11 protein-coding genes are annotated in these 14,374 nt (G+C 65.0%); 9 read left to right on the top strand and 2 right to left on the bottom strand.

Going from position 1 to position 14,374, the window contains the following annotated elements; genetic code table 11:
- Nucleotides 1-14 precede the first annotated feature (14 nt).
- From NKI95_RS20045 to NKI95_RS20035, 3 genes are read left to right on the top strand one after another with little or no spacing between them, the layout of a single operon-like run.
- Nucleotides 15-992: an ABC transporter permease gene (locus tag NKI95_RS20045; RefSeq protein ID WP_352719007.1), complete on the top strand. Its 978-nt coding sequence runs from the start codon at nucleotides 15-17 to the stop codon at nucleotides 990-992.
- Nucleotides 989-1,864 (top strand): MurR/RpiR family transcriptional regulator, encoded by an 876-nt coding sequence (locus tag NKI95_RS20040; protein ID WP_023721163.1) that lies wholly within the window; start codon nucleotides 989-991, stop codon nucleotides 1,862-1,864. Before NKI95_RS20045 ends, NKI95_RS20040 begins: the two co-directional genes overlap by 4 nt.
- 31 nt (nucleotides 1,865-1,895) lie before the next feature.
- The gene (locus tag NKI95_RS20035) at nucleotides 1,896-2,813 is read left to right on the top strand and encodes a ribokinase (protein ID WP_352719006.1); all 918 of its coding nucleotides are present in this window, start codon (nucleotides 1,896-1,898) and stop codon (nucleotides 2,811-2,813) included.
- A gap of 9 nt (nucleotides 2,814-2,822) precedes the next feature.
- On the opposite strand, the gene NKI95_RS20030 is transcribed toward NKI95_RS20035, so the two are convergent.
- Complete coding sequence (locus NKI95_RS20030) at nucleotides 2,823-3,848, bottom strand: LacI family DNA-binding transcriptional regulator (RefSeq protein WP_352719005.1); 1,026 nt, start codon at nucleotides 3,846-3,848, stop codon at nucleotides 2,823-2,825.
- A gap of 195 nt (nucleotides 3,849-4,043) precedes the next feature.
- Here NKI95_RS20030 and NKI95_RS20025 point away from each other — a divergent pair, with 195 nt between their 5' ends.
- The 5 genes from NKI95_RS20025 (at nucleotide 4,044) to NKI95_RS20005 (ending at nucleotide 8,992) form a co-directional block, all read left to right on the top strand.
- Nucleotides 4,044-5,078: a Gfo/Idh/MocA family protein gene (locus NKI95_RS20025; RefSeq protein ID WP_352719004.1), complete on the top strand. Its 1,035-nt coding sequence runs from the start codon at nucleotides 4,044-4,046 to the stop codon at nucleotides 5,076-5,078.
- Complete coding sequence (locus NKI95_RS20020) at nucleotides 5,078-5,983, top strand: sugar phosphate isomerase/epimerase family protein (RefSeq protein ID WP_352719026.1); 906 nt, start codon at nucleotides 5,078-5,080, stop codon at nucleotides 5,981-5,983. The genes NKI95_RS20025 and NKI95_RS20020 overlap by 1 nt, the downstream gene beginning before the upstream one ends.
- Before the next feature lie 104 nt (nucleotides 5,984-6,087).
- The gene (locus tag NKI95_RS20015; RefSeq protein ID WP_352719003.1) at nucleotides 6,088-7,095 is read left to right on the top strand and encodes a substrate-binding domain-containing protein; all 1,008 of its coding nucleotides are present in this window, start codon (nucleotides 6,088-6,090) and stop codon (nucleotides 7,093-7,095) included.
- Nucleotides 7,096-7,160: 65 nt separating this feature from the next.
- Nucleotides 7,161-7,952, top strand: a complete 792-nt coding sequence (locus NKI95_RS20010) for an ATP-binding cassette domain-containing protein (RefSeq protein WP_352719001.1) — start codon at nucleotides 7,161-7,163, stop codon at nucleotides 7,950-7,952.
- On the top strand, nucleotides 7,949-8,992 hold the full coding sequence (locus NKI95_RS20005) for an ABC transporter permease (protein ID WP_352719000.1): 1,044 nt from the start codon (nucleotides 7,949-7,951) through the stop codon (nucleotides 8,990-8,992). The genes NKI95_RS20010 and NKI95_RS20005 overlap by 4 nt, the downstream gene beginning before the upstream one ends.
- 12 nt (nucleotides 8,993-9,004) lie before the next feature.
- Here the strand turns inward: NKI95_RS20005 and NKI95_RS20000 are convergent, their stop codons facing one another.
- The gene (locus tag NKI95_RS20000; protein WP_352718999.1) at nucleotides 9,005-11,707 is read right to left on the bottom strand and encodes an ATP-dependent helicase; all 2,703 of its coding nucleotides are present in this window, start codon (nucleotides 11,705-11,707) and stop codon (nucleotides 9,005-9,007) included.
- Nucleotides 11,708-11,960: 253 nt separating this feature from the next.
- On the opposite strand from NKI95_RS20000, the gene NKI95_RS19995 reads away from it, so the two are divergent.
- Entirely contained in the window at nucleotides 11,961-14,273 is a 2,313-nt protein-coding gene (locus tag NKI95_RS19995; protein ID WP_352718998.1) for a glucose/quinate/shikimate family membrane-bound PQQ-dependent dehydrogenase, read from the top strand.
- Nucleotides 14,274-14,374: the final 101 nt, after the last annotated feature.

Below are 14,374 nucleotides of genomic sequence, written 5' to 3'. Positions count from 1 at the left end.
GACAGGACCAGCGGATGACCGATATAACCGAACACACAGCAGCGCGCCCGAGGGCAGATTTCCTGCACCGGTTTTCAGTGCGCGACGCCGGCACGCTGATCGGCCTGGTGGTGATCCTTGCCGTGTTCGGGGCGCTGGTCCCCGGCTTTTTTGCCGAGCGTAACCTGATCAACATCCTGCAGCAGTCGAGCATCAATGCCTGCCTGGCGTTGGGCATGACGCTGGTCATCATTTCGGGCGGCATCGACCTGTCCGTCGGGCCGACGGCAGCTCTTTCCGCCGTCATCTCGGCCTCGATGCTGGTGGCCGGCGTGCCGTTTCCGCTGGCCATCGCCGCTGGCTTCGCCATCGGCCTTGCCTGCGGCCTGCTCAACGGTGTGCTGGTCGCCTATGTCGGGCTGCAGCCTTTCATCGTCACGCTCGGCACGCTGAGCACCTACCGGGCGCTGGCGCTGATTTACACCGGCGGCAATCCGGTGCTCGGCCTGCCCGCCGGCTTTCGCGCCATCTTCAACGGCTCGCTGTTCGGATTGCCGTTGGCGGTCATCATCGTGGCCGTGGTCGCGCTGATTGCCTGGATCATCCTCAAAAAGACGCCTTTCGGCGAATATCTGCTCGCCGTCGGCGGCAATGAGGAGGCGGCCTACATAGCCGGCGTGCCGATCGCACGCACCAAGATCGCCGCCTATATGATCTCGGGCCTGCTGGCAGCGCTTGCAGCGCAGATCCTGATCGGCCGGCTGGGTGCGGCCGAACCCATTCTGGGCAATCTCTGGGAGCTCGACGCCATAGCAGCGGCGGCAATCGGCGGCGCCTCGCTAATGGGCGGCAAGGGCAGCGTCGTCGGCACCATCCTGGGTGCCGTCATCCTTGGCAGCATGCGCAACGGCCTGACGCTGATGAACGTGCAGTCCTTCTATCAGCTCTTGGCAACTGGCCTTATAATCCTCGCCGCGATGCTTATCGATCGCGTGACGAGGGGACGTGGATGACCTTGACCGGGCTGGACCTGAAAGCAGTAGGACCGCGCATCCGCATGATGATGCCGCATCTGACGCCGCTCGAGGCGAAGGTGGTTGAAACCGTCTTCGGACGGCGCGGCTTCGACGAGACCATACCGCTCAAGCAGATCGCCGAGGAGGCCGGTGTGTCGGAGGCGATGGTGGTCAAGATCGCCAAGAAGCTGGGTTTTTCCGGCTATCGCGACTTTCGCACGGCGGTCTATGAATACAGCCGCCTGCCAACTGCCGAGATGCATCAGGAGCTGTCGGTGGACGACAGTTCAGCCGAGATCGTGCAGAAGGTGTTCCGCACGTCCATCCAGGCGCTGGAGGAGACGCTGGCCATTCTCGACATGGACGATTTCGACCGTGCCGCCGATCTGCTTTACCGCGCCAGGAATCGCGATTTCTACGGCGTCGGCGGCTCGGCGCAGATCGCACGCGACGTTTCGCACAAATTCCTGCGCATCGGCATCCGCACTTCTGTCTATGACGATTCGCACATGATGCTAATGTCGGCCTCGCTGCTCGGCGCCGACGACATTGCTGTCGGCTTCTCGCATTCCGGCAACACGAGCGCCGTCATCGATGCCATCCAACTTGCGCGCAAAAGCGGCGCGCGCACGCTGGCCATCACCAACTACGACAACTCGCCATTGGCAGCCGTCGCCGACATCGTGCTCTGCTCGACCGCGCAAGGCTCGCCGTTGATGGGTGAGAACGCGGCGGCGCGCATTGCCCAGCTCAACATTCTCGACGCGCTGTTCGTCGCGGTCGCGCAACGCGACTACCAGGCGGCGGAGCGCAATCTCGGCCGCACCATGTCTGCGGTGACGTCGAAACGGAAAGACAAGAACTCATGAAAGGCAAGCGGCTCGTGAAAGTCAGGGGCACATGACGGCTTCCCCGCCGCTGGTGACCGTGTTCGGCAGCCTGCATTACGACATCATGGTCGAAGCCCTCGATCGCCCACGCAAGGGCGAAACGGTGACCGGACATGCCTGGCATCCAAAATGCGGCGGCAAGGGCGGCAACCAGGCGGTGTCGGCAGCGCGGGCCGGCGTGCGTGCGGCAATGATCGGAGCTGTCGGCGACGACGATTTCGGCCGCGCGCTTCTCGACAATCTCGACCGCAACGACGTTGACCGGCGCTTCGTGCGGGTCGCTTCCGCTGCCGGCTCGGGCATGAGCGTGGCGATCTTCGACGACAGCGGCGACTATGGCGCGGTGATCGTCTCGGGCAGCAATCTCACTCTCGGCGAAAAGGACATTACGGTGGCGGCCGAGCTGATCGCGCAAACGGCGGTTCTGCTGCTGCAAAACGAGGTACCGGAAGCCGCCAACATTGCTGCGGCGCGGACGGTGAAGGCGCATGGCGGCCGCGTCGTCCTCAACGCGGCGCCGGCGCGAAAGCTGACAGCCGAACTGATCGCGCTGACCGACATCGTCATCGTCAACGCCGTCGAGGCGGAGTTCCTGGCCGGCGTTTCGGTCGTCGACACACTCGAGGGTGCTGCGAAGGCGGCCGGCATGCTCGTCGGCTCCTATCCGGCTGCCATCGTCACCGCCGGCGGCGAGGGCGTTGCCTATTGCGATCGCAACGGCCTGGCGTTCGCCTTGCCGGCGATGCCGGTGAAGGTGGTCAGCACGCACGGCGCGGGCGATGAATTCGTCGGCGCCTTCGCGGCGGCGCTTGCGCTTGGGCAGCCTGTCGAGGCAGCGCTTGCCGCCGCCAATGCCGCAGCGGCCTTGCTGGTCGCAACGCCGGAGCGCGAGCGCGGCCGGCTTGATCGGCCTCAGTCTGCTCAGTGACCGCCGCGCTCAATCGCTGTCGCGCGCGATAAGCTCCAGCGGCCAGACTTCGCGGGTGATGCGGGCGCCTTCGGCGCCGGCGTAAGCCGGGATCGAGGCCAGCAGCATTTCGGCCAGCCGGCGTCCCATCGGTTCCAGGGGAGGGCGGAAGGCGGTCAGCGCCGGCGAAAAATAGCGGCAGAGCGGGGTGTCGACGATGACGATCACCGCAACGTCGTGGCCGGGCCTGATGCCCGTCTCGGCCAGAGCCTTGCAGCCGCCAAGCGCCATCGCGTCATTGTTGAAGATGATGGCGGTCGGCGGGTCCTTGGAGCACATGACCTTGGGCGTCACCGCGTAGCCGCCGGCCTCGTTGATGAAGCCCTCGGCGACCAACTCGGGGTCGAATTCGATGCCGTGCCGCCGCAACGCCTTGCGGTAGCCGGCGAGGAACAGATAGCCGAAGTTGAGGTCGAGCGACGGGCGGATGGCGGCGATGCGGCGGTGGCCGCGTGCGACGAGGCGATCGACCGCGTCAGCCCCCGCTTTTTCGAAGTCGAGGTCGAGCGAGGGGTAGGCATCGCCGCCGGAGCGGCTGCGGCCGAGGGTAGCGAACGGGAAGCCGGCCTGGGTCAAATAGTCGATGCGCTCGTCCTCGCGCCGCGTCCAGGCCAGCACCACCGCATCCGCCCGCCGGGTCTCGACGACACGGCGCAGGCGCTCCTGCTGATAGTCGCCCGGCGCGCCCATCACCACGATCAGGTCGAGGCCGCTTTCGGCGAGCTTGGCCTGCAGTCCGGTCAGGAACGGAATGAAGAACGGCTCGCCATATTCCTGGTCGCCCGGATGCGGCTGCAGCATGAAGGCGATCGAATGGGTGGCGCCGCGCCGCAAACTGCGGCCGGATTGGTTCGGCGAATAATTCAGCTTCTTGGCCGCATCGAGCACGCGCTGCCGTGTGTCGGCATTGACATCGGCGCGGCCGTTGAGCGCGCGCGACACCGTGCCGATCGAGATGTTCAGGTGACGCGCAAGGTCGTGAATACTGGACGCCAAAGGACAGTTCTCCCCCTTGCTTGGCTAGCACCGGCGGCTCTTCGGGCCAAGGCGGCAGGACGATTTTTCGCACCGGCTAATTGACATTGTACGCCATCGGGTGTGTTCTCGTAAACGTTTACGGAAAAAGGTTTACGGCCCTGCCGTGAATGCCGTGACGATCGGTCTGGAGGGGCCGAGAGGGAGGAGTGCTGGATGATCAATGTCGTCCTGGTCGGCTGCGGAGCGATGAGCAAGGCCTGGCTCGATGCGGCCAGGCAGATCGATGGGCTCGCCATTGTCGGCCTGGTTGATCTCGACGCCGAAAGGGCGGGGGCAAGGGCGCGCGAATACGAGCTTTCGGGCGCCATCATCGGAACCGACCTCGACGCCGTGCTCGACCAGGCCAGGCCCGACGCGGTATTCGACGTGGTGGTTCCCGCCGCCCGCCGCGAGGTTGCGCTTTCCGCCTTTGCCCATCATTGCCATCTCTTGACCGAAAAGCCGCTGGCCGACAGCCCGGACAATGCGCGTGCCATTGTCGAGGCGGCCCGCAGCGCCGGGCGCATCCATGCCGTCGTGCAGAACCGCCGCTACATCGCCAATGTCAGGCGCATCCGGCGCTTTCTCGATTCCGGCGCCATTGGTGCTGCGACCAGCATCCACGCCGATTTCTTCATTGCGCCGCATTTCGGCGGTTTTCGCGAGGAGATGCGCCATGTGCTGCTGCTCGATATGGCGATCCACACATTCGATGCCGCCCGCTATATGGTGGCCGGCGAGCCGGCCGGTGTCTATTGCCAGGAGTGGGAGCCGGCCAATTCCTGGTATCGGCAAGGGTCGTCGGCTACCGCAAGCTTCGACCTCGGCGGCGGCAAGCTGTTCACCTATGCCGGCAGCTGGTGCGCGGCCGGCTTCCGTACCAGCTGGGACAGTATATGGCGTATCGTCGCCGAGCGCGGCAGCATTGTCTGGGACGGCGAGGATGGGCTGAAGGCCGAAGTCGTTCGGCCGGTCCGCGAAGGCCTGTTCGACCGCACCGAACCGATAGCCGTGCCGCCGCTCGACCCGGCCGATCGCGTCGGCGGCCATCTCGGCATTATCCAGGATTTCGTCCGCGCCGTCGAAACCGGCACCGAGCCGGAGACTTGCGGCGCCGACAACATCAAGAGCCTGGCCATGGTTTTCGCTGCGATCGAGAGCGCCGAAACCGGGCGCCGGGTCGCTATCACTGCACAGGAAGGATCATGATGCCAAACCCGCTGCTCGACATCAGGATCGGCACCATGGTGCGCGCCAATCTCGACGATCCGGCCGCCTATGTCAGGCAGATCCTGCCGCTCGGCTTCGAGAGCATCCAGCCGTTTTTCTGGCAGACGCTGGGCGGCAAGGATATTCCGCGGCTGGCAGGCGAGCTCCGCGAGGCGATCGGCGATGCCGATGTCGTCATTTCGTCGATCGGCGTGTTCGGCAATCCGCTGGAGAGCGGCGAAGTCGATCGCGGCGTGCTCCAGGCGTGGGAAACGATCATCGACAACGCGCATCTGTTCGGCACCAATATGGTCAGCGGCTTTACCGGCCGCATTCGCGGCAAGCCGCTGCCCGACAGCCTGCCGCGTTTCCGCGAGGTCTGGGGGAAGCTGGCAAAACGTGCCGCCGACAAGGGCGTGCGCATCGCCTTCGAGAACTGCGCGATGGACGGCAACTGGGCCAGCGGCGACTGGAATATCGCCCATAATCCGGACGCCTGGGAGCTGATGTTCAACGAAGTGCCGGACGACAATCTCGGCCTGGAGTGGGAGCCCTGCCACCAGCTGGTCTACCTGATCGACCCGATCCCGCAGATCCGCAAATGGGCGCCGCGCATCTTCCACGTCCACGGCAAGGACGCGACGGTGCGCTGGGACGTGATCCGCGAACATGGCGTGTTCGGCCGCCTGCCGTTCGTTCAGATGCGCACGCCGGGGTTCGGCGACAGCGACTGGACACGGGTGATCAGCGAGCTGCGGCTGGCCGGCTACAAGGGCGCGATCGACATCGAGGGCTGGCACGACCCGGTCTATCGCGGCGATCTCGAGATCACCGGCCAGGCGCGGGCACTGGATTATCTCAAACAATGCCGGGGAGGCGCGAGCTATCTGCCGAACCCGGTGTGAGAAGTCGGCCGGCGGGAGGTGCCGGCCAGCGGGAGATGCGGCGCAATGCCGAAGCGATCGTCAAAACCCCTCGGCTAGCGAGGAAACAAAGGGAGGATAAGTGCATGAGCATTATGATGAGAAGGACAGTTCTGCGCTCGACCGTCGCGGCGGCCGCGATGGCGCTCGCCGCCGCACTCTCGACCTTGCCGGCGCAGGCGCTCGATGCCCAGTGGTGCAAGGATGTCCATATCCGTTTCTTCGCGGGCGGCGCCGAGGGCGACGCCTTCGGCACCATCGTCTATAATGGCGCCAAGCAGGCGGCCGCCGATCTCGGGCCTAAGGTCGACTATATCTTTTCGGGCTGGGATGTCGAAAAGATGGTCCAGCAGCTGCGCGAGGCAGTCGCAGTCAAGCCCCAAGGCATCGCCATGATGGGCCACCCGGGCGACGCCGCTATCATGCCGCTGGCCGAACAGGCGCACAAGGACGGCATCAAGATGATGTACCAGAACGTGCCTGTGCCGACGGTCACGGCGGCGTTCGGCGGCGGCTATGTCGGCGCCCAGCAGGAGCAGCAGGGCCGCGCACTTGGCGCCGAGGCGTTCAAGCTGGCCGGGCTGAAGGCCGGCGACAAGGCGATCATGATCGGCCCGTTCGAGAACGAGAGCCGCGGCGCACGCGAGCGTGGCACAGTCGCCGCACTGAAAGAGGCCGGCGTCGATGTCGTTCAAATCAATTCTCAAACCGAGTGGGCCGCCGACCCCAATCTGGCCATTCCGGTGATCACGGCAGCATTGCTCAACAATCCCGACGTCAAGGCGGTCGGCTATCCCGGCGGGCAGCTGCTGGGCAATGTGCCGACTTACATGCAGGCGGCGGGCAGGAAGCCGGGCGACATCTTCAACTTCGGCTTCGACACCAGCCCGCAGATCGTCGAGGGCTTCAAGGGCGGCTGGGTGCAGCTGACGGCCGACCAGCAGCCGTTCCTGCAGGGATATCTGCCGATCCTCAGCCTCTGCCAGCAGGTGGTGCTGGGTCTGGCGCCGATGAATGTCGACACCGGTGCCGGCTTCGTCACGCCGCAGAATTACGAGATCGTCGCCGAACTCGCCAAGCAGGCGCTGCGCTGATCGCCCGATCTGCCGGCCGGGTTGAACCCCGGCCGGCAACGACCGACAAACAAGCGAGGACCGCCATGGCCGAACGCCTCATCGAATTGCGTGACATCAGCAAGTCCTACGGCCAGGTCTATGCGCTTGGCGGCGTCAACCTCAGCGTCGACCGCGGCGAGGTGGTCGGCCTGATCGGCGACAACGGCGCCGGCAAATCGACGCTGATCAAGATTCTTTCCGGCGTGGTCAAGCCGACCAGCGGCGAAATCCTCATCCGCGGCAAACCGGTGACCGGGTGGAGCGCCGCGCGCTCGCGCGACGCCGGCATCGAGACGGTGTTCCAGGACCGGGCGCTCGCCGTTCAGCAGACGATCGTGCGCAACATCTTCATGGGCCGCGAGCTCACCGGTTGGCTTGGCTGGCTGAAGGTCAACAAGGAGATCGCGGAGGCGAGCCGGCTGATGCGCGAGATCGGCTTCACCTCGAAAGTGTTCACGCCGCAGTCGATCGTCGGCCAGCTGTCGGGCGGCGAACGTCAGGGCGTGGCGATCGCCCGCGCCATCTACAAGCAAGCCGACCTGATCATTCTCGACGAGCCGACGACGGCGCTGTCACTGACCGAAACGGCGAAGGTTTTTCATTTCGTCCGCCAGGTGCGGGCGAGCGGCCGGTCGATCCTGTTCATCGGCCACAACATCCACCACGTCTTCGATATCGCCGACCGCTTCGTCGTGCTCGACCGCGGCAAGGTCGCGCTCAGCGCCGACCGGAGCGAGGTCAAGTCGGCCGAAGACCTCATCAATTTCATGGAAGACGTGGCACACCCCGGCGGACTGGCGGGATTGCACGATGCCGGGGAGCAGGCAACGCGATGAGCAAGACAATGGAGCCCGATCTGCAAACCCCGCTCGGCAGCAGCGAAGCCGCCCGGAAGGCATGGAAGCACCCGTCCGATCACTGGATGCGCGGCTTTGTCCTCGACAACCGCGCCGCACTCGGCACGCTTGCGGTGTTCATCGTGATGATGGCGGTGTTCATGATCGCCAATCCGACGGTCTTCACCAGCTGGTATCTCTACAGTTCCGTGCTGACCACGCTGCCCGTGGCGCTGTTCGTGGTAGTGCCGCTGGTTTTCGTCGTCACCTGCGGCGAGATCGACCTGTCGTTTCCGGCGACGATGGGCTTCGCCTCATGGGTGTTTGCGCTGGTCGTGCAGGCCGGCTACGACCCGTTCGTCGGCATCGCCGCCGCAATGGTCACCGGCGTGCTGCTCGGCTTCCTGGTCGGCTCGCTGGTCGTCTATGGCGGGCTGTCGTCGCTGATCGCCACGCTCGGCATGAATTTCCTGCTGCGCGGCCTGATCCAGATCATCAACGAGGGCAGGTCGACGGCACTGACCGGCCTTGCCGACAGCTGGGCCTACAAGATCTTCTCCAGCCAGGTCTACGGCATTCCGGTGCAGATCTTCTGGGCCATCGGCTTCGTCGTGCTGTCGGCGCTGCTCTACAACCGCCATCGCTTCGGCGCGCAGGTCAAGGTGGTCGGCGACAATCCCGACAGCGCCCAGCAGATGGGCATCGACGTCAAGCGCGTCAGGGTGAAGGTGTTCGTCTTCGTCGGCATCGGTGCGGCAATCGCCGGCACCTTCTCGGTAATGATAAACTTCACCTGGTGGCCAACTGCGGGCGACGGCTATCTGCTGCCGGTGCTGGCATCGGTGTTCGTCGGCGGCACGCCGACCTGGGGCGGCATCGGCACCGTCGTCGGCGGCGCCATCGGCGCGGTCACCGTCTCCTTCATCCAGACCGGTGTCGTCGCGGCGGGACTGAGCGGCTTCTATGTCCAGTTCTTCAACGGGCTGATCATCATCCTGTCGCTGCTCGGCCACAAATGGAACCAGGCGCGGTATCGGTAGCGACCGGCGACCTCACACCCCCGTGACAAATCCGTCCAGCACGCGTTTCTGGCCGGCTTTGTCGAAGTCGATGGTTAGCTTGTTGCCTTCGATGGCCGAGATGTTGCCGTTGCCGAATTTCTGGTGGAAGACGCGGTCGCCGACATTGAAGGGGGACGGCGTGTCGGCGACGGATTTGGCGACCAGCTCGCCGTCGATGGTGCGGCCCTTGATCGAGGTGCGGCCGGCGCCGTAGCCGGAGTCGGTTTCGCCATAGCCGATGCGCTCGACCTGGTGGCCGGAGCGCGTGCCCCAATTGCGGTCGGTCGCCTCGGTGCGGTTGGCCTGAGCACGTTGCCAGCCCGGTGTCGCATAGGTGCTGGAGAAAGCGCCGGATTTTTCAGCGCCGTTGTTGCCGCCGATGTTGTCGAAGCGCGACGCTCCATAGGGGTTCTGCCTGCCTGCACCTTGGCCGCCACGACCGGAGGCGAACGAGCCGCCACCATAGGCATTGCCGTAGCCGCCATAGGAGTTGCCGCTCTCGGCAACCTCGACATGGGCTTCGGGCAGTTCGTCGAGAAAGCGCGACGGGATGGTCGATTGCCAGAGGCCGTGGATGCGGCGGTTGGAGACGAACCAGATGTGCAGGTTCTTCTTGGCGCGGGTCAGGCCGACATAGGCGAGGCGGCGCTCCTCCTCGAGCCCGGAGCGGCCGCCCTCGTCGAGGGAACGCTGGTGCGGGAACAGGCCTTCCTCCCAGCCGGGCAGGAACACGGTTTCGAATTCGAGGCCCTTGGCCGAATGCAGCGTCATGATGTTGACGGCGTCGAGCTCGGCGTTCTGTTCGGCGTCCATGACCAGTGCGACATGTTCGAGGAAGGAGCGCAGCGATTCGTACTCCTCCATGGAGCGGATCAGTTCCTTTAGGTTCTCGAGCCGGCCGGGCGCTTCAACCGAGCGGTCGTTCTTCCACATGTCGGTGTAGCCGCTCTCCTCCAGAATGGTCTCGGCGAGCTCGGTGTGCGGCGTGGTTTCCAGCGCCTTCTGCCAGCGCTCGAAATTGGCCGATACCTCGCGCAGGGCCGCGCGCGGCTTCGGCTTCAGCTCGTCGCTCTCGGCGAGCGTTGCCGCCGCCTCCAGCATCGGGATGCGCAGCGCCCTGGCGGTATCGTGGATCTGGCGGATCGTTGCCTCGCCAAGGCCGCGCTTCGGCACGTTGACGATGCGCTCGAAGGCGAGGTCGTCGGCGCCTTGCGCGACGACGCGGAAGAAGGCCAGCGCATCGCGGATTTCGAGGCGTTCGTAGAAGCGCGGGCCGCCGATGACGCGATAGTTGAGGCCGAGCGTGACGAAGCGGTCCTCGAACTCGCGCATCTGGAAGGAGGCGCGGACGAGGATCGCCATGTCGTTGAGATTGTGCTTCTGGCGCTGGTAGGACTCGATTGTCTCGCCGACGGCGCGGGCCTCCTCCTCGGAATCCCAGGCGGCATGGACATGCACCTTCTCGTCGTCCTCAGCGATCTTTTCGGTAAACAGCGTCTTGCCGAAGCGGCCCTCATTGTGGGCGATGAGATGCGAGGCGGTGCCGAGAATGTGCGCAGTGGAGCGGTAGTTGCGCTCCAGCCGGATGATGGTGGCGCCGGGAAAGTCCTTGTCGAAGCGCAGGATGTTGTCGACCTCGGCGCCGCGCCAGCCATAGATCGACTGGTCGTCGTCGCCGACGCAACAGATGTTTACGGTGGCGCGGCGCGGATTTCCCTCCCCCTTGAGGGGAGGGTGGCCGGGCAAAGCCCGGCCGGGTGGGGTCCGTGCGGCAGTGCTCGACGCATCGGCGGTGCCTTCTGCGGCAACCCCCTCCGCCCGCTTCGCGGACACCTCCCCCTCAAGGGGGGAGGATTGAGGCCGCTGTGCCAGCAGGCGCAGCCACATGTACTGGGCGGTGTTGGTGTCCTGATACTCGTCAACGAGGATGTAGCGGAAGCGCTTGTGGTATTCCTTCAGCACGTCCGGATTGGCGCGGAAGATGCGGATCGGGTGGCATAGGAGATCGCCGAAGTCGCAGGCGTTCAGCGTTTTCAGCCGCTCCTGATAGGCCTTATAGAGCTCGCGGCCCTTGCCGTTGGCGAAGGCACGGGCATCGCCCTCGGGGATGTCGCCGGGACCGAGGCCCTTGTTCTTCCAGCCGTCGATCATCTGGGCGAACTGCTTGGCCGGCCAGCGCTTGTCGTCCAGACCTTCGGCCTGGATGAGCTGCTTGATCAGCCGTACGACATCATCGGTGTCGAGAATGGTGAAGTCGGATTTGAGCCCGGCCAGCTCGGCATGTCTGCGCAGCAGCTTGACGCCGATCGAATGGAAGGTGCCGAGCCACGGCATGCCCTCGACATTGCCGTCGCCGATCAACAGGCCGATGCGCTGCTTCATCTCGCGCGCCGCCTTGTTGGTGAAGGTGACGGCGAGGATCTGCGAGGGGAAAGCCTTGCCGGTGGCAAGGATGTGGGCAATGCGGGTGGTCAGGACGCGCGTCTTGCCGGTGCCGGCGCCGGCCAGCACCAGCACCGGGCCTTCGGTGGTTTCTACTGCCAGCCGCTGCTCGGGGTTGAGGCCGTTGAGATAATCGGGCGCGTTGTTCTGGTTGCCGCGGGCAGCCATGGCGCGCGCGGCAATGCCCGACGGGGCCACGGGCCGCGCGTTCGGTTCGTCAAAAAAGGGCATGTCTTCCGAAAACCCGGACATCTCCCCCCGAATGTAGTGATTCGGCAGCGAAAGGCCAGAAGTGTCTCCGTTTTGTTCTCTGTCCAGTCGGTGGACTCACAATCTGAAATGGGTCCGCTAACCAAAACGCCGGGCTTGCGATGGGCCGGCGCCGTAAAACGCCGAGCTTGCTTGACAGGGGAGGCGGGCCGGAGAAAGTTGCGTGGGGGCAGGAACGCAATGCGGGGTTGCCCATGGACGCGTCGCGGAGCGCACCAGTCGAAGGAGCACCGTCTTGGCTGTGGTCATCACCTCCCTGATTCTTTTCCTCATCGGCCTGGCGCTTGGCGGCGGCGGCATCTGGCTCGTGACGCTGGGCGGCAGCTGGTATTACGTCATCGTTGGTCTAGCTTTCCTTGTCGCGGCCTGGCTGCTCTACAGGCGCAGATCCACGGCGCTGTGGCTCTATGCGGCGATCGTGCTCGGCACGCTCGCCTGGGCGGTCTGGGAGATCGGCTTCGACTGGTGGGAGCTCGGTCCGCGCGGCGGCATCATCGTGCTTGTCGCGCTGTGGCTGTTGACGCCTTGGGCGCGGCGTGGGCTTACCGGTCCCGACGGACGCGCGCCGCTGATCCTCGCAGTGCTGGCATCGCTCGGCGTCGCCGGTTATTCGATGACGGCGGACCCAAAGGATATTGCCGGCCAACTCAACACCGACAAGGTGACGCCGACGGCCGATCTCGGCGGCAACGTGCCGGCTGGCGAATGGCACTATTACGGTCGCACGCAATATGGCCAGCGCTATTCGCCGCTCGACCAGATCACCGCCGAAAACGTCGCCAATCTGCAACCGGCCTGGACCTATCGCACCGGCGACGTGAAAGGGCCCGACGACATCGCCGAGACGACCTATCAGGTGACGCCGCTGAAGATTGCCGACACGCTCTATATCTGCACGCCGCATAATTTCGCCATCGCCATAGACGCCGCCACCGGCAAGGAGAAATGGCGCTTCGATCCGCAGGTCAAGCTCGACAAGGACCGCCAGCACCAGACCTGCCGCGGCGTGTCCTATTATGCCGACGCCAAGATCGCCACCGGCCAGCCCTGCGCCACACGCATCTATTTGCCGACATCCGACGCCCGGCTGATCGCGCTCGATGCCGCGAACGGCCAGGTCTGCCCCACATTTGCCGAAGGCGGCACGCTGAACCTGCTCGCCAACATGCCATACCCGAAGCCGGGCTATTACTATTCGACCTCGGCGCCGCTGATCGTCGCCAACAAGATCATCGTCGGCGGTGCGGTCAACGACAATTATTCGACGCAGGAGCCGTCCGGGGTTATCCGTGCCTACGATGCCGACACCGGCGCGCTGTTGTGGAATTGGGATTCCGGCAATCCTGACCAGACGACGCCGCTGCCGCCGGGCCAGACCTATACCAACAACTCGCCCAACATGTGGTCGACGGCGAGCGCCGACGAGAAGCTCGGCCTGCTCTATGTGCCGCTCGGCAACAAGACGCCGGACCAGCTCGGCGCCGGGCGCAGCGCCAATGACGAGAAATTCTCCTCGTCGATCACCGCGCTCGACCTCAACAGCGGACAATTGCGCTGGGTGCGGCAGACCGTGCACCATGACCTCTGGGACATGGACGTGCCGGCGCAGCCGACGCTGGTCGACATCACCACGGAAAGCGGCGTGGTGCCTGCGCTGGTCGGGCCGACCAAGCAGGGCGACCTCTATGTGCTCGACCGGCGCAGCGGCGAGCCGATCGTTCCGGTCAAGGAACTACCGGCGCCGGGCGGCGCGATCGAAGGCGACCATACCTCGCTGACGCAGCCGCTCTCGGACCTGAGCTTCAGTCCGAAACCGCTGACCGGCGCCGATATGTGGGGCATCACCATGTTCGACCAGCTGGCCTGCCGGATCGAGCTTCGGAAGCTGCGATATGAGGGCCGCTATACGCCCCCGTCACTACAGGGCTCGCTGATCTACCCCGGCAATTTCGGCACCTTCAACTGGGGCGGCGTGGCAGTCGATCCGGTCCGGCAGGTGATGTTCGGCATGCCGACATATCTGGCGTTCATCTCTAAACTGGTGCCGCGCGCCGACGTGCCGCCGCCCGGTGACACCAAGGGCAGCGAACAGGGCCTGAACCGCAATGACGGTGCGCCTTACGCAGTCATATTGAAGCCGTTCCTGTCGCCGCTCGGCATTCCCTGCCAGGCGCCGCCCTGGGGCTATGTGGCGGGCGCCGATCTTCGGACCGGAAAGATCGTCTACAAGCATCGCAACGGCACCGTTTACGACATGACGCCGCTGCCGCTGCCGTTTAAGGTCGGCGTGCCCGGCATTGGCGGGCCGATGATCACCGCCGGCGGCGTCGCCTTCCTCGGTGCGGCGGTCGACGACTATGTGCGCGCCTATGATCTCACGACCGGCAAGCAGCTTTGGCAGGCGCGGCTGCCGGCGGGCGGGCAGTCGACACCGATGACCTACACGGTAGCCGACGGACGCCAGTTCGTCGTCATCGTTGCCGGCGGCCACGGCTCGGTCGGCACCAAGTCGGGCGATTATGTGATGGCCTATACGCTGCCGAAATAGAGAAGTTCCTTCAGAGCCCGAGATGCCCTTTCAGGTCGGGTACCGATGCAAGTACCTCACTGGTCAGCTGCGGGCCGGCGGCTGTCTCGGCCTGCTGGACC

Origin of the sequence: Mesorhizobium sp. M0306 (genome assembly GCF_040321655.1) — a bacterium.
Taxonomy (GTDB): Bacteria; Pseudomonadota; Alphaproteobacteria; order Rhizobiales; family Rhizobiaceae; genus Mesorhizobium.
The sequence above is the reverse complement of the archived record's forward strand: the minus strand, read 5'-3'. Positions and strand labels throughout refer to the sequence as shown.

What these genes read in the sequence shown, in the direction of transcription:
- NKI95_RS20045 (WP_352719007.1), top strand. Translation starts at nt 15, where the DNA reads ATGACCGATATAACCGAACACACAGCAGCGCGCCCGAGGGCAGATTTC.
- NKI95_RS20040 (WP_023721163.1), top strand. Translation starts at nt 989, where the DNA reads ATGACCTTGACCGGGCTGGACCTGAAAGCAGTAGGACCGCGCATCCGC.
- NKI95_RS20035 (WP_352719006.1), top strand. Translation starts at nt 1,896, where the DNA reads ATGACGGCTTCCCCGCCGCTGGTGACCGTGTTCGGCAGCCTGCATTAC.
- NKI95_RS20025 (WP_352719004.1), top strand. Translation starts at nt 4,044, where the DNA reads ATGATCAATGTCGTCCTGGTCGGCTGCGGAGCGATGAGCAAGGCCTGG.
- NKI95_RS20020 (WP_352719026.1), top strand. Translation starts at nt 5,078, where the DNA reads ATGCCAAACCCGCTGCTCGACATCAGGATCGGCACCATGGTGCGCGCC.
- NKI95_RS20015 (WP_352719003.1), top strand. Translation starts at nt 6,088, where the DNA reads ATGAGCATTATGATGAGAAGGACAGTTCTGCGCTCGACCGTCGCGGCG.
- NKI95_RS20010 (WP_352719001.1), top strand. Translation starts at nt 7,161, where the DNA reads ATGGCCGAACGCCTCATCGAATTGCGTGACATCAGCAAGTCCTACGGC.
- NKI95_RS20005 (WP_352719000.1), top strand. Translation starts at nt 7,949, where the DNA reads ATGAGCAAGACAATGGAGCCCGATCTGCAAACCCCGCTCGGCAGCAGC.
- NKI95_RS20000 (WP_352718999.1), bottom strand. Translation starts at nt 11,707, where the DNA reads ATGTCCGGGTTTTCGGAAGACATGCCCTTTTTTGACGAACCGAACGCG.